The 21,338-nt window shown below is 72.2% G+C and carries 20 protein-coding genes; 8 read left to right on the forward strand and 12 right to left on the reverse strand.

Going from position 1 to position 21,338, the window contains the following annotated elements:
* From ACFWJO_RS28115 to ACFWJO_RS28165, 11 genes are all read right to left on the reverse strand, one after another.
* Window positions 1–248 (reverse strand): flavodoxin-dependent (E)-4-hydroxy-3-methylbut-2-enyl-diphosphate synthase (locus tag ACFWJO_RS28115; protein WP_386869513.1); only part of this gene is annotated, 248 nt, incomplete at its 3' end.
* A 127-nt stretch (window positions 249–375) separates the two neighbouring features.
* On the reverse strand, window positions 376–2,169 hold the full coding sequence (locus tag ACFWJO_RS28120) for a 1-deoxy-D-xylulose-5-phosphate synthase (RefSeq protein WP_386869646.1): 1,794 nt from the start codon (window positions 2,167–2,169) through the stop codon (window positions 376–378).
* 65 nt (window positions 2,170–2,234) lie between these two features.
* Entirely contained in the window at window positions 2,235–3,254 is a 1,020-nt protein-coding gene (locus ACFWJO_RS28125) for a 4-hydroxy-3-methylbut-2-enyl diphosphate reductase (protein ID WP_386869515.1), read from the reverse strand.
* Window positions 3,255–3,315: 61 nt separating this feature from the next.
* A complete protein-coding gene (locus ACFWJO_RS28130; RefSeq protein ID WP_386869517.1) occupies window positions 3,316–3,606 on the reverse strand; it encodes a DUF6059 family protein in 291 nt (96 codons plus the stop codon).
* The gene (locus tag ACFWJO_RS28135; RefSeq protein ID WP_386869519.1) at window positions 3,606–5,174 is read right to left on the reverse strand and encodes a tryptophan halogenase family protein; all 1,569 of its coding nucleotides are present in this window, start codon (window positions 5,172–5,174) and stop codon (window positions 3,606–3,608) included. The genes ACFWJO_RS28130 and ACFWJO_RS28135 overlap by 1 nt, the downstream gene beginning before the upstream one ends.
* A gap of 38 nt (window positions 5,175–5,212) precedes the next feature.
* A complete protein-coding gene (locus tag ACFWJO_RS28140; RefSeq protein WP_386869521.1) occupies window positions 5,213–5,929 on the reverse strand; it encodes a tryptophan 2,3-dioxygenase family protein in 717 nt (238 codons plus the stop codon).
* A 44-nt stretch (window positions 5,930–5,973) separates the two neighbouring features.
* Window positions 5,974–6,825, reverse strand: coding sequence for an alpha/beta fold hydrolase (locus tag ACFWJO_RS28145; RefSeq protein ID WP_386869523.1), 852 nt, complete (start codon window positions 6,823–6,825; stop codon window positions 5,974–5,976).
* A 25-nt stretch (window positions 6,826–6,850) separates the two neighbouring features.
* A complete protein-coding gene (locus ACFWJO_RS28150) occupies window positions 6,851–8,059 on the reverse strand; it encodes a cytochrome P450 (protein WP_386869525.1) in 1,209 nt (402 codons plus the stop codon).
* Between the two features lie 47 nt (window positions 8,060–8,106).
* A complete protein-coding gene (locus tag ACFWJO_RS28155; protein WP_386869527.1) occupies window positions 8,107–8,661 on the reverse strand; it encodes a flavin reductase family protein in 555 nt (184 codons plus the stop codon).
* Window positions 8,662–8,734: 73 nt separating this feature from the next.
* The gene (locus ACFWJO_RS28160; RefSeq protein WP_386869529.1) at window positions 8,735–8,992 is read right to left on the reverse strand and encodes an acyl carrier protein; all 258 of its coding nucleotides are present in this window, start codon (window positions 8,990–8,992) and stop codon (window positions 8,735–8,737) included.
* Window positions 8,989–10,533, reverse strand: a complete 1,545-nt coding sequence (locus ACFWJO_RS28165; protein WP_386869531.1) for a class I adenylate-forming enzyme family protein — start codon at window positions 10,531–10,533, stop codon at window positions 8,989–8,991. Before ACFWJO_RS28165 ends, ACFWJO_RS28160 begins: the two co-directional genes overlap by 4 nt.
* Before the next feature lie 785 nt (window positions 10,534–11,318).
* On the opposite strand from ACFWJO_RS28165, the gene ACFWJO_RS28170 reads away from it, so the two are divergent.
* From ACFWJO_RS28170 to ACFWJO_RS28205, 8 genes are all read left to right on the forward strand, one after another.
* Window positions 11,319–12,515, forward strand: coding sequence for a cytochrome P450 (locus ACFWJO_RS28170; protein ID WP_386869533.1), 1,197 nt, complete (start codon window positions 11,319–11,321; stop codon window positions 12,513–12,515).
* 63 nt (window positions 12,516–12,578) lie between these two features.
* Entirely contained in the window at window positions 12,579–13,439 is an 861-nt protein-coding gene (locus tag ACFWJO_RS28175; RefSeq protein ID WP_386869535.1) for a fumarylacetoacetate hydrolase family protein, read from the forward strand.
* Window positions 13,436–14,461, forward strand: a complete 1,026-nt coding sequence (locus ACFWJO_RS28180) for a polyprenyl synthetase family protein (protein WP_386869537.1) — start codon at window positions 13,436–13,438, stop codon at window positions 14,459–14,461. The genes ACFWJO_RS28175 and ACFWJO_RS28180 overlap by 4 nt, the downstream gene beginning before the upstream one ends.
* A gap of 1 nt (window position 14,462) precedes the next feature.
* Window positions 14,463–15,449 (forward strand): UbiA family prenyltransferase, encoded by a 987-nt coding sequence (locus tag ACFWJO_RS28185; protein WP_386869539.1) that lies wholly within the window; start codon window positions 14,463–14,465, stop codon window positions 15,447–15,449.
* 39 nt (window positions 15,450–15,488) lie between these two features.
* On the forward strand, window positions 15,489–17,204 hold the full coding sequence (locus tag ACFWJO_RS28190; protein ID WP_386869541.1) for a prenyltransferase/squalene oxidase repeat-containing protein: 1,716 nt from the start codon (window positions 15,489–15,491) through the stop codon (window positions 17,202–17,204).
* Window positions 17,201–18,487, forward strand: a complete 1,287-nt coding sequence (locus tag ACFWJO_RS28195) for an FAD-dependent oxidoreductase (RefSeq protein WP_386869543.1) — start codon at window positions 17,201–17,203, stop codon at window positions 18,485–18,487. The genes ACFWJO_RS28190 and ACFWJO_RS28195 overlap by 4 nt, the downstream gene beginning before the upstream one ends.
* Before the next feature lie 75 nt (window positions 18,488–18,562).
* Complete coding sequence (locus tag ACFWJO_RS28200; RefSeq protein ID WP_386869545.1) at window positions 18,563–19,429, forward strand: TauD/TfdA dioxygenase family protein; 867 nt, start codon at window positions 18,563–18,565, stop codon at window positions 19,427–19,429.
* Between the two features lie 73 nt (window positions 19,430–19,502).
* Window positions 19,503–19,715, forward strand: a complete 213-nt coding sequence (locus ACFWJO_RS28205) for a LuxR C-terminal-related transcriptional regulator (RefSeq protein ID WP_386869547.1) — start codon at window positions 19,503–19,505, stop codon at window positions 19,713–19,715.
* 91 nt (window positions 19,716–19,806) lie between these two features.
* On the opposite strand, the gene ACFWJO_RS28210 is transcribed toward ACFWJO_RS28205, so the two are convergent.
* Window positions 19,807–21,066, reverse strand: a complete 1,260-nt coding sequence (locus ACFWJO_RS28210; RefSeq protein ID WP_386869549.1) for a cation:proton antiporter — start codon at window positions 21,064–21,066, stop codon at window positions 19,807–19,809.
* Window positions 21,067–21,338: the final 272 nt, after the last annotated feature.

Raw genomic sequence — 21,338 nt, forward strand, 5'->3', positions numbered from 1 at the left:
GTCGCCAGCGCGTCGGCGTCGTCCTGGGTGGGGCAGGCCACGCGCACGATCTGGCAGCCGGAGGCGGTCAGCTCGGCGATCTGCTGGAGCGTGGCACCGATGTCGGAGGTGCGGGTGGTGGTCATCGACTGCACCGACACCGGGGCATCGCCGCCGACGGCCACCGAGCCGACCTGGATCTGGCGGCTCTTGCGCCGCTCGGCGAGCCGGGTCGGAACAGACGGGACACCGAGAGAGACCGGCATCACTCCGTGCTCCTCATGGTCGTGCTCCTCACTGTCGTCGGAACCGCTGTCGGAACCGCTGTCGGATCCGCTGGCGGATCTGGTGTCGGAACCGCCGGCGGGACTGCTGTCGGAACCTGCTGTCGAGTGGTCACGAACGGCGCCCGCGGGCCGGGACCGCCATCGGTCCGCCGGGATGAGGCAGTTCGGTCACGGCGCGTGCGATGCCCTCCCCGGTCAGGCCGCACCGCGCCAGGACCTCCGCCCGTGTGCCGTGTTCGAGGAAGTCCTGCGGCAGACCGAGGGTGTGGACGGGCGTCGGCGCTCCGGCGTCGCTGATCGCCTGGGCGATCGCCTGCCCGGCGCCTCCGGCCCGGCCGCCGTCCTCGACGGTGACGACGAGCCGGTGACGCAGACCGAGCTCGACCACGGCGGGCGGGACGGGCTTGACCCAGCGGGGGTCGACGACGGTGACTCCGAGACCCTGCCCGGTCAGCCGTTCGGCCGCGTCCGCGCACGCGTGAGCCATGGCCCCGACGGAGACGAGGAGGACGTCCGCCCGCTCGCCACGCCGCAGGACGTCCACGCCGCCCACGCTCTCGACCGCCGGGACGTCGGCACCGGTGCTGCCCTTGGGGAAGCGCACCGCGGTGGGCCCGTCGTGCACGGAGACCGCTTCCCCCAGGGCCCGCCGCAGGGTCGCGGCGTCCCGGGGCGCGGCCACCCGCAGGCGGGGCACGAGCTGGAGCAGCGACAGGTCCCACATGCCGTGGTGGGAGGGGCCGTCGTCGCCGGTCACCCCGGCACGGTCGAGCACGAAGGTCACCGCGGCCCGGTGCAGAGCCGTGTCCAGCAGGAGCTGGTCGAAGGCCCGGTTGAGGAAGGTCGCGTACAGCGCCACCACCGGGTGCAGGCCCCCGAAGGCCAGGCCCGCCGCCGCGGTCACCGCGTGCTGCTCGGCGATCCCGACGTCGACCGTGCGGTCCGGGTACCGGCCGGCGAAGGTGCCCAGCCCCGTCGGTTCGAGCATCGCGGCCGTGATCGCCACGATGTCCGGTCGCGTCTCCCCGAGTTCGGCCAGTGCCTCACCGAAGACGGAGGTCCACGAGGGCGACCGACCGCCGGACGCCCCGGACGCCCCGGACGCGGTCCGGGCGCGGACGGCGTGGAACCTGTCCGCCTCGTCCTGCTCGGCCGGGGCGTGACCGCGGCCCTTCTCGGTGACGCAGTGCAGCACGACCGGCCGGCGGAGGGCCGCCGCGCCGTGCAGTGCCTCCTCGAGCGCGGCGATGTCGTGCCCGTCGACGGGCCCCAGATAGGCCAGCCCGAGTTGTTCGAACAGGGCCCGCGGCGGCTCGGGGCCGCGCAGCGCCGCCAGGTGTCCGGCCAGTGCGCCGACGGTGGGGGCGTAGGACCGGGTGTTGTCGTTGAGCACGACGATCACCGGCCGGTCCCGCGCCGCCCCGATGTTGTTGAGCGCTTCCCAGGCCATGCCGCCGGTCAGCGCCCCGTCGCCGATCACCGCCACCACGTGGTCGGTGACGCCGCGCAGACGGTGGGCCCGGGCGAGGCCGTCGGCCCAGGACAGCACGGTCGAGGCGTGCGAGTTCTCGATGACGTCGTGCTCGGACTCCTGCCGGGACGGGTAGCCGGAGAGGCCGCCGGCCTGCCGCAGGGCGTCGAAGCCCGCGGCGCGGCCCGTGAGGATCTTGTGCACGTAGGTCTGGTGCCCGGTGTCCCAGAGGATCCGGTCCCTCGGGGAGTCGAAGACGCGGTGCAGCGCGATGGAGAGCTCGACGACGCCCAGGTTGGGGCCGAGGTGACCGCCCGTCCTGGTGACGGTGTCGACCAGGGACCGGCGGATGTCCTCCGCGAGCCGGCGCGCCGCGTCGGGGGACAGGGCCTTCAGGCCGGCCGGTCCGCCGAGTTCGTCGAGGGCCGGCACGGCGTGGCCCCCGGCGACCGCCGGGTGCTGAAGTCCCGCCGTACGGGCGTCCGTCACGGTCGACATCAGCCCACCTCGTCGGCGAGGGGGGTGCGCGGCGTCCTGCCGGTGACCGGGTCGGCCAGGCGCCCCGGGATGGAGAACACGACGTCCTCCTCGGCGCCTTCCTGGACCTCGACGTCGGTGTAGCCGAGCGAGGCCAGCCGGTCGACGAGTTCGCCCACCAGGATCTCCGGGGCGCTGGCACCCGAGCTGATGCCGACCCGTGACGCCCCTTCCAGCCACCGCTCGTCCAGCTCGGTGACGTCCGGGACCAGGTGGGCGGCGGTACCGTGCTCCCGGGCCACCTCGACCATGCGCAGCGAGTTGCTGGAGTTGCGCGAGCCGACGACCAGGACCAGGTCGGTGCGGCCGGCCAGCTCCTTGACCGCGTTCTGCCGGTTCTGGCTGGCGTAGCAGATGTCGTCGTCGTGCGGGCCGACGATGTCGTGGAACCGGTGCCGCAGCGCTTCGACGACGCGCGCGGTCTCGTCGAACGACAGGGTGGTCTGGGTGAGGTAGGCCACCGGCGTGTCGTCGGCCAGGTCGAGCCGCCGTACGTCCTCGGTCGTCTCGACCACCAGGGTGCGCTCGGGCGCCTCGCCGCGGACGCCTTCGACCTCCTCGTGACCCGCGTGCCCGACCAGCAGGATGACGCGCCCGTCGCGGGAGAAGCGCAGCGCCTCCTGGTGCACCTTGGCGACGAGCGGACAGGTCGCGTCGATGACTTCCAGGCGCCGTTCGGCGGCCCTGGCGCGGACCGCGGGCGAGACGCCGTGCGCCGAGAACACGCACAGGGCACCCTCCGGCACCTCGTCCTCGCTGTCGACGAAGCGCGCGCCCCGCTTCTCCAGCTCGGAGACGACGTAGTGGTTGTGGACGATCTCCTTGCGCACGTAGACCGGCGCGCCGTGCAGGTCCAGGGCCCGCTCGACGATGCCGATGGCGCGGCGCACGCCCGCGCAGAAGCCTCTCGGCCGGGCCAGCGCGACCTGTTTGTCGGGACCGGTCCCCGAACGGGGACCGGAGGTGAGCTGAGTTGTCATCGGATCTCTTCTCTCACGGGAAACGTCTTCACCACCCGGCACCGTGCTGCCGACGGGGCGGTCAGGGCAGCCGGTCGGCGTGACCGGTCTTCGGCACTCCGGGAGGGCCGGAGGTGAGCTGCCGCCACAGGGCCTGCTCGGCCGGTGAGGGCCGCACGTGCGGGACGAGCCGCTCCGGATGGCCGGGCGCGGGGGCGGCCCCGGGCCGCGGGGACCGGCGGGGCGGGTGCGCCTGCCCCTCCGTGAGCCATTCGGTCGGCGGGGTCAGGCCCCAGAACATGCCGTAGGCCACCAGTCCCGGCTGCAGCCACCGCAGCCAGCCGTCCCACCAGCCTCCTCCACGGCGCGCCATCAGGCCGGCGTACGGGCCGCGGCGGCCTCGTGCTGGTGCGCCAGGTAGGCGTACTGGCTGGGCAGCCGGGCGGTCAGGGTGTCCGCCTGCTGCCGCACCCGTGCGAACTCCTTCAGCGCGTCGGTCCCGTCGAGCCGTGAGAGCACCGGGAGCGACCGGGTCTCCAGGCCGCCGAGTCCCAGGAGCATGGCGGTGTACGAGTACGGCTCGAAGCCGTGGAAGGAGGGGTACACTGAGTCCTCGTCGGGGAGCTTCGTGCGCCACTGCTCGATGCGCTCGGCGAGGCCGTCGGGGATACGGCGCGTCTTGGCGTCCCGCCAGTACTGGTTGTCGTCGCGCGCGGCGGCGTAGTAGTGGAGGACGAGGAACTCCCGTACGCCGTCCATGACGCGTCCGACCTGCCGGTTGTACGCCTCGCGCAGCCGCTCGTCGTCCCGTCCGTCGGGGAGGTGCCGGACGAGCTGCTCGATGCCGTTCTGGATGAAGAAGATGCCCGTGGACTCGAGCGGTTCGACGAATCCGCTGGACAGCCCGATCGCCACGCAGTTCTTCGCCCACGACCGGGCGCTGCGGCCGATCCTCATCCGGATGTGGTTGGCGGTCAGGTCGTCGGCGGCGGGGCCGACGAAGTCCCGCAGGGTCTTCTCGGCCTCCTCCGGCGAGCAGTAGTCGCTGGCGTAGACGTAGCCGGTGCCGAGCCGGTCGAGCAGCGGGATCGTCCAGATCCAGCCGGCGTCCTGGGCCGTGGCCGTGGTGCACGGCCGCATGCCTCGCCTCGCCACGTCCACGGGTACGCGCAGGGCCACCGCACTGTCGTTGGGGAGGCTGTCCTGGTAGGAGACGAACGGCACGCCCAGGGCCTTGTTCAGGAGGAGGCCGCGGAACCCGGTGCAGTCGACGAAGAGGTCACCCGTGAGCTCCCCGTGTTCCTTGGTGAGCACGTTCCTGATGGATCCGTCCTCGTCGAGGCGCACGTCGAGCACGTCGTCGAGCACGTGCCGGACGCCGCGCTCGACCCCGAACCGGGTGAGGAAGCGCGCCAGCAGGGTGGCGTCGAAGTGGTACGCGTAGGGGAACTGGGTGGACTGGCCGGGCGGCGTCGCGCGCGGATCACCCTCGCCCGTGAGGAAGTCCTGCTCGAAGACGGTGCCGTCCAGGTACTTCGGCGACGCCTTGGCGTCGCACAGCGCGGCCAGCACGGAGGCGTCCCGGTCGAACCGGTCGCCCGGCCTCAGGTGCAGCCACCAGTCGGCGAGCGAGTAGCCGTTCACGACCCGCGGGCGCTCGAACGGGTGGTAGAAGTAGTGCCCCTTCTCGCGCCAGTTCTCGAAGCGGATCGCGAGCTTGTACGAGGCGTGGCACTCCGGCATCCACTCGTGCTCGGCCAGGCCGAGGAACCGGAAGAAGTGCCGCACGGTGCTGAACGTGGCCTCGCCCACGCCGATCGTCGAGACGTTCCTGGACTCGACGAGCGTCACGTCGATCCGTTCGCCGAGGGCGGCCTTGAGATAGGTGGCGGTCATCCATCCCGCCGTACCGCCGCCGACGATCACCACACTGGAGATCATGAATCCTCACCTTGGTCTTCCGTGGACGAAGGGACGTCTCAGCCCGTGCTGCCGGCCAGCTCGGACGCGTGCGACTCACCGCGGTGGACGCGGAGTTCGCGGAACGGCAGGGTGATCCGGCGCAGCAGGTGGTCGATGCCGCTGGTGCCGCCGGTGCCCTGCTCGCCGCCGACCATCCGGGACATCAGGCCGAGATGGGCGACCTTCCACCGCCACAGCCCGTCGCCGACGTCGAGCAGCGCCTCGGCGATCCGGTGCAGGACGCCCGCCTCGGCGCCCTGTCGGCACACCTGCGTCACCGAGAGGCCCGAGCGCGCCGCGGCGGCCACGAACGCCTCGTACAGAGCGCCCCGGCGCCGGTCGTCGCCGATCAGCCGGGCGAGCACGGCGAACTGCTCGGACTGTGCCCCGCTCGCGGTGCCGAGGAGCGGGCGGAACTCTGCGAAGTCCCGCAGCGGCAGCCGTTCCAGTACGAGGACCTGCTCGTGCAGCACGCGGAGCAGACCGCCGGACCGCTGCAGCAGTTCCACGGTCGGCTCGAGGCGCTCCGCGCCGGACGGGGAGGCGAGGGTGTCCACCACGGCCTCGAGATCGGCGACCAGCTGCTTGAGCCACAGCTCGCACGACTGGTGCGCGACGATGAAGAAGTGCTCGGCCAGCACCACCGAGCGGTCGGCCGTACCCGACGAACGCGGGTTCTGGAGTGACAGCAGGGTGTCGACCTGCAGGTACTCCGAGTAGGTCAGATCGGTCATGAGTCACTCCAGGTGCAGTACTCGGTCGATGACACCGCCTGGGCTCAGGCCGTTTCCGTGAGCACCTGGCGCAGCAGCCGGACGAAGGGTTCCGGCTCGCCCTGGAAGCCCGTGTGGTCCCCGGGGAAGTCGACGAGCCCGGTGCCGAGTTCCCCGGCGAGCGCGGTCGCGGACCGGTGGGAGAGCTGTCCCTTGGACTCCGTTCCGCCGCCCACCACGATGCGGGCGGACGCCGCCCGCAGCGCGGACAGGTCGGGGCGGTAGAGCGCCGTGGGACGGAGGACGTGCGCGAAGAACCGGTCGAGGATGGCCCGTACGTCGGCCGGCGGAGTGAACGACTCGAAGTCGGTGACCTCGTGGCGCCCGCCTCCGGGCGGCCGGGAGAACCGCTCGACGCCGGTCAGCGCGGCGTACTTCTTCAGGCCCTCGTTGCGGCCCTGTCCGGTGTACGTCTCGCAGACGTCCCGCAGCGCCGCGCGCAACTCGGCGGCGTCCGGCAGCAGTTCGACGAGCGGGGCCTCGTGTGCCACCAGGGCGCGCACCTGCCCGGGGTGCCGGGTGAGCAGGTCCAGCGCGATCGAGGCCCCGCCGCTGCTGCCGAAGACATAGGCCGGCGCGTCACCCAGCGCCGTCAGCAGCCGGTGGACGTCGTCGGTCAGCAGGTCGAGCGTCACCTCCGCGTCGGGGTCCTCGGCGGTGCTCCGCAGGAAGCCGCGGGGGTCGTAGGTGACGACGCTGAAGTGTTCGGCGAGGAGCGGGGTGATCGTGGCGAAGCCCCTGCTGCCCATGGGCGCGCCGATCAGCAGGAGCAGGGGTCCCGCTCCGCTGGTCTCGTAGCAGAGTCGCGCACCCGGCACCTCGATCACGTGTTCGGTTGTGGCGGCGGTCGTCGCCATGAACGTTTCGTCCTTTCTCTCTGGTTCAGGCCCAGTGCACGCGGAGGGGGAGCCGCCTGGGGCCGAAGATCCCCCGTGCGTCGTGGAACTCGACGTCCGGACCGGCCGAGAACCCGCTCCAGCGGTCGAGCATCAGCTCCAGGGCGACACGGGTCTCGAGCCGGGCCAGCGGAGCCCCGACGCAGAAGTGGATGCCGTGCCCGAAGCTGAGGTGGGGGTTGGGCTTGCGGCGGAAGTCGAAGCGGTCCGGGTCGGTGAAGACCCGCTCGTCCCGGTTGGCCGAGGAGAGCCAGGTGACGACGATCTCGCCCGCCGGGATGGTGTGTCCGCCGGCCTCGACGTCCCGGGTGGTGCGTCGCGTCATCGGAGCCAGCGGCGCGCGGTAGCGGAGCACTTCCTCGATGGCCGTGGGGAGCCGGGACCTGTCCGCACGCAGGGCGGCGACGGCCTCCGGGTGTTCCCCCAGGCACAGTACGGCATTGCCGAGCAGCACGGTGGTGGTGATGTGGCCGGCGAGCAGCAGCAGGCTGACGAAGCCGACCATCTCCTCGTCCGCGAGGCGCTGGCCGTCCACCTCCGCCGCCGCGAGGGCACTGATCAGGTCGTCCTTGGGCCGGGCGCGGCGCGAGCGGATGTGTTCCAGGCAGTACGGGTTCATCTCGCGCATCACCGCGGCCATGGACCGGACGCGCTGCTCGTTCGGGATGAGTCCGCCGCCCCCGCCGCTCGGCGACACCAGGGCCTCGGCCCAGCGCCGGAAGGTGGCGCGGTCCTCGGCGGGGATGCCGAGGAGCTCGGTGATGACGATGACCGGCAGGGGATAGGCCAGGTCCGAGATCACCTCGATCCGGTCCGCGCCCTTCACGGCGTCGAGGAGTTCGCCGGCGATCTCGGTGATGCGGGGTTCGAGCCGGGCCACGACCCGCGGAGTGAACGCCTTGCCGACGAGGGCGCGCAGCTTGCGGTGGTCCGGCGGGTCCTTGCGGATGAGATTGCCGCGGGAGAAGAGGTCGACGTCCTCCTGGGAGGGCGTGAGATCACTGAAGTCGGACGAGAACGCGACCGAGTCGGCCAGGATCCGTTCCGCGTCCGCGTACCGGAAGACGTGCCACACTCCGCTTCCCTCGTCGTGGCTGACGGGGGCTTCCTCCCTCATCCGCCGGAACCAGTCCAGGGTCGACTCGACGTCGCCGGACTGCTCGGCCAGTCCGAGACCGGGCTCGGTTGCGGTCATCGCGGCATTCCCCTCGGGTTGATCGGCGCTCTGGTCGGTGGTGGGTCTCAGGCGGCGGGTCCGGGGCCGGCCGGCCACGCCGAGAACCGCCGCAGGCCGTAGAGCAGCGGTACGTCCGGCCGGAGCTCCATGCCCGCCACCTCGCCGAGGACGACCGTGTGGTCGCCGACGGCGTACAGTCCGGTGAGGGCGCATTCCGCGACGGCGAGGGCGTCCTCGTGCAGCCACGGAAGCCCCGCCGTGTCCGTCGGCCGCCAGCGGACGTGCGCGAACCGGTCCGCGACAGGGGACGAGAAGGCCTCCGCGGCGGCGCGTGCCCGTGCGTGCAGCAGGTTCACCGCGAACCACTCGCGCGCCCGGACCGCGTCCAGGGTGCTGCCGTGGGTCTTCAGGCAGACGAGGAGGGTCGGCGGATCGAGGGCGACGCTGCTGAGCGAGGAACAGGTGACGCCTCGGGGCGCTCCGTCCCTCCCGGTGCTCGTCACGACGGCCACACCCGTGGGGAACGAGCTCATCAGGGAGCGGAAGTCGTGTCCGGCGACGCGGTGCGGTGCGTCGTGCGGCGGTCGGGGCCCGGCGACGGCGAAGTGAACGCGTTCCACGAGAATTCCTCTGCTGGTGGGGGAGGCAGGTGTCGGGCGCCCGGTCCGGACGTGTCGTTCACGCGGTGCCGTGTTACTCCCGGACGGTCACGGATTCGGCGAGGAAAAGGAGTGAACTGCGCGCGGTAGGCGGCCTTTCGGGGTCCCAGTCGACCTGGAACTCGCTTTCCACCCGATCCAGCAGGATCATCAGCGTGAGCGAATCGACACCGAGATCGAGGAACGAGCGCGTGCGGTCGATCGCCGCGTCGCCGGGGTGCTCGTCCCAGACCTCCCGCAGGATCGCCTCCAGGTGAATCAGGGCGTGTTCCCGTGCTGCGTCCGATTTCATGAACTCATCCCTCCGGCAGGGACGGCAGGAACCCCGGAAGATTCCGCCGCCATTCCGTCGAGGAGTCGGCGGCGGTCGATTTTTCCGGCGGTGTTCCGAGGCAGCTCCGGAACGACGCGGTATTCCTCCGGGCGTTTGTAGCGGGCGAGTTTCCGGCGGGCCAGGTCCCGCAGCGCCTCCTGGAGCCGGGGGTCCTGGCCGGCGACGACCACGCAGGCGACGGGGAGCTCGCCCCACTCGTCGCTCGGAACCCCGACCACGCAGACCTCGCGCACGGCCGGGTGGTCGAGGAGCACCTCCTCGACCTCCGCCGGATACACCTTCTGTCCGCCGCGGATGATCACGTCCTTCGCCCGGCCGGCGAGATGGATGTAGCCCTCCGCGTCGACCGTGCCGAGGTCGCCGGTGCGGACCCAGCCGTCGCGCAGCGCCTCGGCGGTGGCCTCGGGGTCGTTCCAGTACCCGCGCATGGCGGCGGGGCTGCGGACCCACAGCTCGCCGATCCGTCCCGTGGGGGAGGGGCGCCCCTCGTCGTCGACGCTGCGGAACACCGTGCCCATGGTCGCCCGGCCGATGGACGCGGCGGGTCCCCGGGCCTCGCCCGGTGTGTAGTCGTGGTCCTCGGGCGGCAGGGTGACCAGGGGTCCGCCCGCCTCCGTCAGGCCGTACATCTGCCGGAAGCCGCAGCCGAGCCTCGCGTGCGCTTCGAGGAGGAGCGGCCTCGGCATGGGCGCCGCGCCGTAGATGACCTCCCGGAGGCCGGGCAGCTCCGTCGACGAGGCTCCGCGGGTCCTGAGCAGGAACCGGAGCATGTCGGGGACCAGGAACAGGTGGGTCACGCCCTCCCGGCGGATCGTGGCGACGCACTCCTGCGGACTGAACATCCGCATGAGCACGACGGTCGCGCCGGCGGCGAGGTAGATGAGCGGGATGACCATCGCCCCGTGGGACAACGGCCCGCAGTGCAGGAACACCTGGTCGGGCCCGGGCCGGACGTCGGCCTGGTACCCGAGCGCCACGGACCGCAGCGAGGTGTGGTCGACGCAGACGCCCTTGGCCCGGCCGGTCGTCGCGGAGGTCTGCAGGATGAACATCAGCGCGTCGTCGGGGACGTCGCCCGGCGGCAGGGCGGGGTCGCGGGCGAGGGCCTGCCGGTACTCCGCACTGTCGTAGAGGAGGACGGGAAGGTCCGGGCCGACGCCGGCGACGCCGGGAAGGCCGGGCTCGCCGACGACCGCCGACACCTCGAACCGGCGTACCGCGTCGGCCACTTCCTCGGCGACGGCCCCGTAGTGGAGGGGGACGGCGGTCGCTCCGATCTTTCCCAGGGCGAAGTACGTCTCGAGGACCTCGAGGCGGTTGTGCGAGACCACCGCGACGCGGTCGCCGCGTCGGACACCCATCTCCAGGAAGGCCGTGGCCAGGCTGTCGGTGTGCCGGTCCAACTCCTCGTACGTGGCGTGCCGGTCACCGTCACGGACCGCGACCCGCCGGCCGTACCGCTGCCGGCCCCGCTCCAGAAGCAGGGTCATCCAGGACATGAACCGACTCCCCCCCCGTCTCGGCAATCGTGGTTGTTGATCAGCCTTCAGCACCCTGCCGGGCGGCCGACGGCATCGACAACCCCGACTTTGCTGGGGTACCCACGAGGGGCTTCCTTCGTTACCATGCGCGCTCCCCGGGCGACAGCGGCTCGGCGGCACCACGTCGCCCCTTCGGCCGCCGTCCCGGACCTGACGGAGGATGGCCTGGACCAGACGTGTTCCGCGGACGCGCCGTCGTACTCGTGGCCACTCCACGCAACGTTTCGGCCAGCGCTCCACCCGCTCGTGGCCGTCGTGGAGATCGCCACAGAACGGCCACGAACCAGCACGTCACATGCCCTGCCGAAGCTCAACTCCGAAGACGGCGAGGGCATTACCGGGCGACATGCGGCGCCAAAAACGGAGGGTTGTCACGCCGAGACCCGGTGCTACTATCGGCCCCTCAAGTGATCCAACTGTCTGGCATATCCAGGCCGGACCGTCTCGCAGACGTCGCCGGGCCGTGGTGTCACGGCCGAGGAGCAATGAGCAACGGGGGATTCACCATGGTTTCCGGTAATCCGTTGGGCGCGTTCAGAGTCGCGCTTCCGTGGCCGCAATCCGATTCCCCATGGACATTCCCGGGCTGATCACCCTCATTTCTTCGGTCGCCCGCCCTTTTCCTGTCCGACGCACGTCCATCGACCCTCCCCACTTCCACCTGCGTCGTGCGGTGCCCCGGCACCGTGGACCAGCTTCGGCGTGCGCTCGCTCCTGAGCGCGCGCAGATCGGAATGCCCTTCATGGATTACGTCGCCGACTACCCGACCGCCGCCGAGCACGCCGGTGAACTGCCGCCCGAACTCGACCGATTACGACGCGAGGATCCCGTCTCCCGGGTCCGCCTGCCGGACGGGAGGACCGCCTGGCTGGTGACCCGCCACGACGACGTGCGCACCGTCCTCTCCGGCGCGGGCTTCACGAGGGACCTGACGGCGGCCGCCGCCACGGCCGGGCCGGGCGCGGACGGGACCCGGACGCGCACCGTGAACATGGACGGCCGTCCCCACCTGGAACTCCGCGGCCTGGTGGCCAAGGCGTTCTCCGCCCGGCGGATCGAGGAACTCAGGCCGTCGGTCGCGGAGATGGCGGAACGTTTTCTCGATGACCTGGAGCGGGATGGACCGCCCGCCGACCTGGTCCGCCATGTCGCGGCCCCTCTGCCGGCCGTCGTCATCTGCGAGCTGCTGGGACTTCCCGCCGCGGACCACGCCAGGCTGAGCGGCTGGTGCGACCGGATCACGACCGTGGGCCCGGCCGGGCTCGATCAGGTGGCCTGGCGGGAGCTCGGCTCCTACATGGCCGGCGCGGTCGAGGAGAAGCGCGCTGACCTGAAGCAGGGCGGCCGGCCGGACGCCGACGTGCTGGGCGCCCTGGTCCGCGCCCACGACGACGAGGGACGCCTCACCCACGAGGAGCTCGTCTCGCTGCTGATCGTCATCCTCGCGGGCGGCCTGGAGACGACGCAGACCGCGATCAGCGCGGGCGTGCTCAGACTCCTCCAGCATCCCGACCAGTTGGCCCGGCTCCGTGAGGACCCCTCGCTGATGGACCCGACGGTGGAGGAGATCCTCCGCCATCAGCCCGTCATCGACCTCAACCGGGTGCAGGTGGCGACCGAGGACGTCGTGCTGAGCGGGCGGCTGGTGCGCGCGGGTGAGCTGGTGCAGGTTTCCGTCAACGCGGCCAACCGCGACGAGACCGTCTTCGCCCAGGGTGCCCGGTTCGACCTCACGCGGCAGCTGAACCCGCATCTCGCGTTCGGTCACGGCGCCCACCACTGTCTCGGCGCGTCCCTCGCACGGCTCGAACTGAGCGTGGTGTTCTCGGCGATCCTCCGGCGCTTCCCCGGCCTGCGGCCGGCGGTGCGGCCCGAGGAGCTGTCCTGGCGCGGCGGTCACGTCACCCTGGGCCTTCCGGAGCTGCCCGTCGCCTGGTGAGGCGTCCCGCGTTCCCGCACCGGGGTACGGCCCGTACCGATGACGCAAAGGAAGGGACCTCGCATGCTCATATGTCGATATATCGATTCGCGACCCCCGCGCGACCGACCCGTCGCCCGGCCCGAGTACGGGCGGCTCACACGGAACGGCGACGACGGCACCGTCGTCCCCGTCGCGTACGACCCGTCGTCCGGCCGCTGGGTGGAGACCGGCACCGGCCCGGCACGTCCGTTCGCCGAGGTCGACCTGCTGCCGCCGGCCGAGCCGAGCAAGATCGCCTGCCTGGCGCTCAACCACGCACCGGACGGCCGCGCGACCGGTGACCGGCGCCCGGCGGGCGCCGCCTCCTGCGCGGTCGTCCTCAAACCTCCCTCCTCGCTGGAAGCCTCCGGGAGCACCGTGTGCCACCCGGGAGACGAGTGGGAGCTGGCCTACGAGGCCGAGCTCGCCGTCGTGATCGGCGTGCGCTGCTTCCGGGTCCCGGCCGAAGAGGCCTCCCGGGTCGTGGCCGGCTACACCTGCGCGAACGACCTCACGGCCTACGCGCAGCCGTCCACGGAAACCGCCGACTCCGCCCGCCGCGCCGCCGCCCCACCCGTCTGGGCCAAGCACTTCGACGGCTTCACGCCGCTCGGCCCCTGGCTCGCCACGGACCTCGACCCGGACGACGCCGAGATCACCTGCACGCTCGACGGCGAGACCGTGCGGCGGGTCAGCACCCGCGACCTCCTCATCCCGGTGCCGGAGGTGATCGCCGCGGTCAGCGAGCACATGACCCTGCTGCCCGGCGACGTGATCCTCACCGGCACACCCGCGGCATCGGGCCCGCTGTCGGTCGGCAGCCGCGTCGACGTGACGATCGCGGACATCGGCACCCTCACCACGACCATCGGCAAGCCGCACGAAGGGCGGAACCTGCGATGACCATCGTCAACAACCTCACCCGGGACGCGAAGCCGTCGGGCCTCGCCTCGTTCCTGGCCGGTGGCGACCCGTTACAGCGCGAGTTACTCGGCATCTGGGGCGGCGGCCTCGACGTCCTCGGCCGGATAGCCGAGTACGCGCTGGTGCCGGCCGGGAAGCTGCTCCGGCCGCTGCTCGTCCTCGAGTCGGCCCGATGTGTCGGCGGCACCCCCGAGGAACTCACCAAGCTGGCCCTGGCCATCGAATACCTGCACGTCGCCACCCTGATCCACGACGACATCATCGACGAGGACGACGTGCGCCGCGGACGCCCGTCCGTCCAGGCCGAGTTCGGCGTCGCCCCCGCCATCGTCGCCGGCGACGGACTGATCCTCGAGACCTTCGCCGCCCTGACCGGCTCCCGGCCCGACGGCGTCTCCGACGCCGACATCGTGGCGGTCACCTCGGTCATGGCCCGCGCCGGAGTGGACCTGTGCCGCGGACAGCTGCTGGAAGCGGAGTACGTCGGGGACCTGAACTGCACCGTGGACCAGTACCTGACGGTGGCGCGGCTCAAGACCGGGGTGCTCTTCGAGGCGGCCTGCCGGATCGGGGCGGTCCTCGGCACCGGCCGGCAGGACTGGATCCGTGCCCTCGGCGAGTACGGGATGAATCTCGGCATCGCCTTCCAGATCCGGGACGACCTCCTCGGCTTCGACGACGCCTCGGCGTACATCGGCAAGCCGCAGGACAGCGATCTGGAGAACCGCCGGCCGACCCTCCCGGTCCTGCTCGCCCACCAGCGGGCCTCGGGCCGCGAACGCGCCCTGCTGGAAAGGGCGTTCCGCGGCGAGCTGCCTCCCGAGGAGGCCTTCGCCCTGGTCCGCGAGCTCGTCGGGACCACCGGTGGCCGGGACGCGGCCGCCCAGATGGCCACGGGACTGATCGACGACGCGAAGGACCGCCTCTCCCTGCTGCCCGCCGGCGAGAGCGCCGACACGCTCGCGGAGATCGCGGACTACGCCTCGCGGCGCGCCTTCTGAGATGGACGGCAACCGTCTCGTCAGCACGCTGGGCGCGCACGTGCGCACCTGGCGGCCCTACACCATCTGGTACCCGGGCCTGGTCGGCCTCGCGGGCGCCACCCTGGCCGCCGAGCCGCGGGCGAACGCGGCACTGCTCGCCGCCTGGTTCGCCCCCACCGCCGTCTGGGTCGCCGCACACTACCTCGGCGACTACCTCGACCGGCACCTCGACGCCATCAGCAAGCCCCAACGGCCCATCCCCTCGGGCCGGATGGCGCCCAGGACGGCGCTCCTGTGCGGCACGCTCCTGGCCGCCGCCGGCTGCGCCGCCGCGCTGGCCGTCAACTGGCGGACGATCCTGCTCCTGGCCGTCGGCATCGGCGGAGCGCTGGCCTACAACGGCCTGTTCAAGGCACGCGGGCTCTGGGGCAACGTCGTGCGCGGCGCGCTCACCGGCGCGGCCTTCGCCTTCGGCACCATGATGACCGCCGACTTCCCGCCGGTCGGACTGCTGCCGTTCGTCGTGGTGTTCTGGGCCCACGACGCCGCCTCGAACCTGGTCGGCACGCTCCGCGACGTCGCCGGTGACCGCGAGGGCGGCTACGCCACCTTCGCCGTGCGCCGCGGACTGCGGACCGCCGGGCGGACGGCCGCCGCGCTGTACGGCCTCGCCCTCGTGACCGCGGCGGTCGGCTGCCTGGCGGTACCGCGCGACCGGGCGGTCTGCCTCCTCGTGGTGCTACTCGCCGGGGTGGTCGGCGCCGCGGCCTTCGGGCTGGTCCTCGGCCCCCGGCGGGAGCTCACCCCGCGTACGGCCCTTCGCGCGCACGAGGTACTGGTCGCCGAACGGATCGTCCTCGCGGACGCCCTGCTCGTCCCCGGCCTCGGGCCGGCCCTGGCACTGGGGCTCCTCGTTCCGCTGCTCGTCCTCACCCTCGGCGTCCAGCACAGGATGCGCTCCGGACACGAGTTCGCGCCCGACGGCCGGGCCGCGACCGCCCGCTGAACCCTCCGACCCGGCGAGAGAGAAGGAGAAGGACTTCCCGTGTGCTCAGCTGTGGACAGTCGTGTCGAGGCGTCGATCGCCCACGCCGCCGAGACCTTGTTCTCCCGGCAGCGTTCCGACGGCTCCTGGCCCAACCGGCGGCCCCCGGCCGTCCTGGGCACGGCCGGAGCCGTGGCCGCCCTGCGCGTCGCGGACCCGGCGCGCTCCCGTGAACTCGTCGAGCGCGGAACGCGGTGGCTGCTGTCGGCACAGAACCCCGACGGGGGCTGGGGCGGGGTGGCCGGCGCCCCCACCCAGCTCGTCCCCACCCTGATAGCCGCCGCCGCCCTGCACCTGAACGACCCGGAAGGACACCGGGAACCCGTACGCCGCGCCCTGGAACTGGTGCGCTCGCTCGGCGGGACCCGGGCCCTCACCGACCCCGGGATGGCCCACATGACCCGGACCTTCCTCGCTCTCGCGGGTCTGGAGGAACTCGAGGGCTCACGGCGCATCCCGCTCGAACTGCTCCTGCTGCCCCCGCGGGTCTGGCGCGGCCGGCTGTCCTTCCGGCTCGCCCCGTTCGTCGCGATGGCCTTCATCCAGGCCCGGTACAGCCCGCCGACCGGACTCGGGCGGCTGCTGCACCGCGCCGCCCGCCAGGCCGGACTCCGCGCACTGGCACAGGTGGAACGCGGCGAGAACGACCGGGGCGGCTACGGCGGTGACAACTGGCTGGTCGCGGTGGTCTGCATCGGCCTCAGCTGCGCCGGCGCCCCGGCCGCGACGATCGCCGACGCCGTCGGCTACCTCCGCGCCAACGCGCGGGAGGACGGCTCTTGGCACATCATGCAGGGCCTCGACCTGATCGGCGGCTCCTACGTGGCACGCGGCCTCGCGGACGCCGGCTACGCCCACGACGAGCGCCTGGTGCGGGCGCGCCAGTGGCTGCGCGACTGCCAGCAGGTCCAGGGATTCCCCGTCTACGACGCGCCGCCCGGCGGCTGGGGCTGGGAAGGCCCCCGGGGCTGGCCCAACTTCCTGGACAGCGCCAACGTCCTGTCCGCACTCGCCGTCGCCGGACGGCAGGAGCCCGGCGAACCGCTGCGCCGCGGGCTCCGCTGGCTGGAGTCCCGGCAGGACCGCACCGGCTCGTGGGGCACCTTCGTCCCGGACACGACCCTGCCGAACGACGGTCCCTGCCCCTACGTCACCGCGCAGGCCGTCGAGGTCGCCCTGGACTGCGGGGCCGACCCGCACGACCCCGGTGTCCGCCGGGCCCTGGACTGGCTGCTCGGCCACCAGCGCCCGGACGGAACCTACGAGGCGCTGTGGTATCGGGGGCTCACCCCGGGAACCGCGATGGCCCTGGTCGCCTTCGGGCGGGCCGGACTCGGTGACCACCCGGTCGCCCGGCGCGCGCGCCAGGCCCTGCTGCGCACCCAGCTCGAGGACGGCTCCTGGGGACCGGGAGAGACGGGGACGCTCGGTGACGACCCCTCGTCGGGGACGGTCGAGGAGACCGCCTGGGCTCTGCGGGCGCTGCTCGCGTCCGGAGTGCCGGCCGACGACCCGCGGGTGCGGCGCGCGGCCGACTGGATCCTCGCGGCGCAGCGGCCGGACGGGCTGTGGCAGGCCGGTCAGGTGTGCATGCACATCAGGAACTTCGCCTACTACGTGGACGGCCTGATCGTGAACGGGCTCGCCCTCAAGGCACTCGGAAGCTATCGGGCCGCACGTGCGGCGGACGACCACGCGGAAGTGGAGGCGCGATGAGCGGGGACCGCGGGCCGGACGGTCCGGTCGAGGCGGACGTCGTCATCTGCGGGGCCGGGGTCGCCGGGCTGGCGGCGGCCTGCGCGCTCGGCCGGCACGGCATCGACGTCCTGCTGCTGGAGAAGCAGCGGAGCCGGCCACCGGTCGCGAAGGGGGAGGTCCTCCAGCCGGGCTCGCTGAACCTCCTGCACGGCTGGGGCGTCCTGCCGGCCCTCGAGGCGAGACGGGCGGTCCGGCTCGACCGGCTCGTCGCCCGCCGCGCCGACGGGAGCGAGCTGCTCACCATGGACTTCGGCCAGCTCGACACCGACCGTCCCTGGCTGCTGTCCCACGACTACGTGACGATCCTGGAGTGCCTGGAAGGCGCCCTGGGCGGAACGGTCCGCCGGCAGCACGGTGTCCTGGTCGAGGACCTGCTCAGGGACGAGCACGGCCGCGTGACCGGTGTACGGACCGGCGGCGGGGACCGGCGCGAGATCCGCGCCCGGGCCGTGCTGGCCGCGGACGGCCGGTCCTCCCGGCTGCGCCGCCTCGCCGGGATGACCGCGGACCCCGTGGCGTACGACCACCGCCTCCTCTCCTTCGAGCTCGCCGGAACACCCCCCGTCACCGACGAGGTCTCCACCTACGTCACGGACCGCGGCATGGTGATGGTCTATCCGCTGCCCGACGAGCGGATCCGGGTCTACGTCCAGGTGGCCGCGGACGAACTCAGGAAGGCCGACCAGGTGCGGCTCCGCCAGTGGTGTCGGCAACTCGTCGCGGACGTACCGGCGTTGGGCCCGCTCGCCGGCTTGCTCGAAGCGGGACTGGGAAGCAGACAACTGCTGCCGGTGTTCCAGTACTGGGCGCCGTCCCTGGTGCGACCGGGCATCGCGCTGGTCGGGGAGGCGGCGCACGGTGTCCATCCGCTGTCGGCCCAGGGGATGAACACGGCCATCGGGGACGCCGCCGCCCTGGCCTCCCGGCTGGCGGGCGTGGACCTGGGGGACCGGGCCGCGCTCGACGGCGCACTGCGCGCGTACGAAGGGGAACGCCTGGAACGGATCAAGGACATCCACAGCATGAGCCACAACGCCGCACGGATGATGACCAGCACCTCGCGGGGCGGGCGGATCCTGGGCCGGCGGCTGCTGAGCGGATCGGCGAGGAGCGGTCGGCTGCGCCACCAGCTGACCTACAACATGTCCGGCCTCGGCATACGGCCGCTCGGCACGCTGGACCGGCTCTTCCAGCTCGGGGTGCTGCCCGACCGCAGACGTGCAGCCGTCGCCGCGAGGTGACGCGCCGTCGCGGACCGGCCGGCGGGACATCCACACAGGCTGCTGACAGCCGTACATCCATGAAGGGTTGACACGATGCCGAACACACTTGAGACGACCTTCGACGTCCGGCCGCTGACAGCGGCCCTCGGCGCGGAGATCCACGGACTTCGCCTGGAGGACATCGACGACGAGGCCTTCGCCGAGTTACGCCGCCTGCTCCTGAAGTACCTGGTGCTCTTCATACCGGACCAGGAAGGATGGTCGCCCGAGTCGCGGATCGCCTTCGGCCGCCGCTTCGGGGAGCTCGAGGTGCACCCGTACCTGCCCCATCTGGACGGGCATCCGGAGATCCAGATCATCGACTCGGAGCAGGACGGCAAGATCCCGATCTGGCACACGGACATGACGTACTCGCCCAACCCGCCGATCGGGTCGGTGCTGCAGATCGTCCGCAGCCCCGGTGTGGGCGGCGACACCATGTGGTCCAACCAGTACCTGGCCTACGAGGCCCTGTCCGCCCCGCTGCGCGACCTGCTCGACGGGCTCACCGCCGTCCACGCCATCCGCATTCCGGGGCTGGAGAGCCGGGCGGAGCACCCGGTCGTCCGGGTCCATCCGGACACCGGCCGCCGCGCGCTGTTCGTCAACCGGGCCCACACCTCGCACATCGCCCAGCTCAGCAGGAACGAGAGCGACGCGCTGCTCCAGTACCTCACCGAGTTCGCCACCTCGCCCCAGTTCACCTGTCGTTACCGGTGGCGGCCGGGCGACGTGGCGATCTGGGACAACCGCGTCACCCAGCACTACGCCGTCGACGACTACGCGGAGCGCCGCACCGGCCTGAGGGTGGTCGTCCTCGGCGACGAACCCACCGGGAACGCGGCCCGGTGGGACCACTACCGGGCCAGGCCGGGCGAGCGCTACGCGCCGGCGCGCATGAACGCGAAGGAGTCCTACTGACGCCGCTCCCTCCCTCGACGGAAGTACAGACAACCCGACGTCAGACGGACGCGAATGCGAGGTGTTGAGTGACATGCCGATCACCGAACCGAAACTCACCCCCAGGCAGACCGAAGTGGTCCGGCTCGCGGTTCTCGGCCTGACCGCGAAGGAGACGGCCCGCTGCCTGGGGATCTCGAAGAACACCGTCGAAGAGCACCTGAGAGACGCGCGGCTGCGGGTCGGAGCGGCGACCAAGTCCCGGCTGATCGGATGGGCGGTCGTGTCCGGGCTCGTCCGGACCTGACGCGTCACCGGACGGATCCGGCAGGGAAGGGCGGCCCGGCGACGCACACCGCGGCCGCCCTTGTCCTGTCCGGCGATCCGCTCCGCCGGGATCATTCACGCACCACGACCGGCGTCTCCGCGGAGACCGCCTCGCGTGCCGCCTCGGCCTCGACGAGCCGCCGGGGCAGCAGCCACCGCAGCAGCGGCCCGGCCATCGTCGTCGTGACCACCGCCATGACCACCATGAGCGAGTACAGCTCGCGGTCGAGGATGCCGAGGCTCAGTCCCACGCTCAGCGCGATGAGTTCGGTGAGGCCGCGGGTGTTCATCAGGGTGGCCAGCGCAGCGGACTGCCGGGCGGGCATCCCGTGGCCGCGCGCGGCGAAGAAGGCCCCGGCGAACTTGCCGCCGATGGCCACCAGGAGGATCAGTCCGAGCTCGCCCAGGCCGGCCGCACCGATCCCGGACAGGTCGACGTTGAGCCCCGCGGTCACGAAGAAGACCGGCAGCAGCAGGGTCTGGCTCAGGTTCCCGAGCTGCTCGTGGATGCTCGCGCGGAGCCGGGCCGAGTGCCCGCGCGGGATGACGGCACCGAAGACGAAGGCCCCGAAGATGAAGTGCAGCCCCGCCCACTCCGTCGCGGCCGCGGACAGCAGCAGCCCGGCGACCACGAGGGAGAATCCGGCCGGAGTGAGGCCCCCGTCGCCGGCCCGCAGTCGCCTGAGCAGCGGCCGTACGACGAAGAACATGATCAGCAGGTACGGCACGACGAGCAGGACGTGCCACTGTCCGGTCGCGGCCGCACCGCTGATCGCGGTGACCGCGGCGAGGACCGTCCACGCCAGGACGTCGTCGATGGAGGCGCAGGCGAGCGCCAGCGTTCCCAGGGTGGTGCGGTCCAGCCCGCGTTCGGTGAGGATCCGGGCGAGTACGGGGAACGCGGTGATGGACATCGCGATGCCCATGAAGAGGACGAACGCGGTGTTGTTCGGGCTCGGGTGCTCGCGCAGCAGGTACGCGCCGAGTGCGCAGCCGAGTCCGAACGGCAGCAGGACGGAGCTGAGCGAGACGGTGACCGCGAAGCCGCCCGAGCCCCGGGCCTGGGCGATGTCCCACTCGAGGCCGACGGTGAACATGAAGACGGCGACGCCGACCGTGGCCAGGGCGGTGAGCAGCGGCCGGACGTCGGACGGGAAGAGGTGGCCGGACAGCGCGCCGCCGAGGAGCGTGGGTCCGAGCAGGATGCCGGCCAGGATCTCGCCGATGACGGCGGGTTGGTCGAGTTTCCGGGCGAGCGCGCCGAGCAGTCGTGCGAGGAGCACGACGACCGCGAGCCCGACGAGCAGTTCCGTGATGTGCTGGGGTTTCATGGGTCCCCGTTTTCGTCGAACGGGCAGGACACGCACTGGGACGCGGGCACGAGGCGGGAACACTGACGGTACGTCAGCCGGTGTGGCGGGGGGAGCCCTTCGTCGTCTCCGCACCGGATCGCCGACGGTCCCGGAGGGGCGGAGAACGGGCCGGCGCGCGGCGACGGGGCGCCGGAAAGCGGGCGCCGCTTCTGCGTACGACCTCTGCGTAAGGCCTGCGTACGGCCTCTGCGTAAGGCCTGCGTACGACCTCTGCGTACGGCCCGGGAGCG

Origin of the sequence: Streptomyces sp. NPDC127092 (assembly GCF_042722475.1) — a bacterium.
In the GTDB taxonomy this organism is placed as follows: Bacteria; Actinomycetota; Actinomycetes; order Streptomycetales; family Streptomycetaceae; genus Streptomyces.

Bases quoted from the DNA above. Each gene is read 5' to 3' on its own strand.
- ACFWJO_RS28125 (WP_386869515.1), bottom strand. From the start codon at position 3,254: ATGACAACTCAGCTCACCTCCGGTCCCCGTTCGGGGACCGGTCCCGAC.
- ACFWJO_RS28165 (WP_386869531.1), bottom strand. From the start codon at position 10,533: ATGTCCTGGATGACCCTGCTTCTGGAGCGGGGCCGGCAGCGGTACGGC.
- ACFWJO_RS28210 (WP_386869549.1), bottom strand. From the start codon at position 21,066: ATGAAACCCCAGCACATCACGGAACTGCTCGTCGGGCTCGCGGTCGTC.
- ACFWJO_RS28185 (WP_386869539.1), top strand. From the start codon at position 14,463: ATGGACGGCAACCGTCTCGTCAGCACGCTGGGCGCGCACGTGCGCACC.
- ACFWJO_RS28195 (WP_386869543.1), top strand. From the start codon at position 17,201: ATGAGCGGGGACCGCGGGCCGGACGGTCCGGTCGAGGCGGACGTCGTC.
- ACFWJO_RS28180 (WP_386869537.1), top strand. From the start codon at position 13,436: ATGACCATCGTCAACAACCTCACCCGGGACGCGAAGCCGTCGGGCCTC.
- ACFWJO_RS28205 (WP_386869547.1), top strand. From the start codon at position 19,503: ATGCCGATCACCGAACCGAAACTCACCCCCAGGCAGACCGAAGTGGTC.
- ACFWJO_RS28130 (WP_386869517.1), bottom strand. From the start codon at position 3,606: ATGGCGCGCCGTGGAGGAGGCTGGTGGGACGGCTGGCTGCGGTGGCTG.
- ACFWJO_RS28140 (WP_386869521.1), bottom strand. From the start codon at position 5,929: ATGACCGATCTGACCTACTCGGAGTACCTGCAGGTCGACACCCTGCTG.
- ACFWJO_RS28145 (WP_386869523.1), bottom strand. From the start codon at position 6,825: ATGGCGACGACCGCCGCCACAACCGAACACGTGATCGAGGTGCCGGGT.
- ACFWJO_RS28200 (WP_386869545.1), top strand. From the start codon at position 18,563: ATGCCGAACACACTTGAGACGACCTTCGACGTCCGGCCGCTGACAGCG.
- ACFWJO_RS28170 (WP_386869533.1), top strand. From the start codon at position 11,319: ATGGATTACGTCGCCGACTACCCGACCGCCGCCGAGCACGCCGGTGAA.
- ACFWJO_RS28175 (WP_386869535.1), top strand. From the start codon at position 12,579: ATGCTCATATGTCGATATATCGATTCGCGACCCCCGCGCGACCGACCC.
- ACFWJO_RS28160 (WP_386869529.1), bottom strand. From the start codon at position 8,992: ATGAAATCGGACGCAGCACGGGAACACGCCCTGATTCACCTGGAGGCG.
- ACFWJO_RS28135 (WP_386869519.1), bottom strand. From the start codon at position 5,174: ATGATCTCCAGTGTGGTGATCGTCGGCGGCGGTACGGCGGGATGGATG.
- ACFWJO_RS28150 (WP_386869525.1), bottom strand. From the start codon at position 8,059: ATGACCGCAACCGAGCCCGGTCTCGGACTGGCCGAGCAGTCCGGCGAC.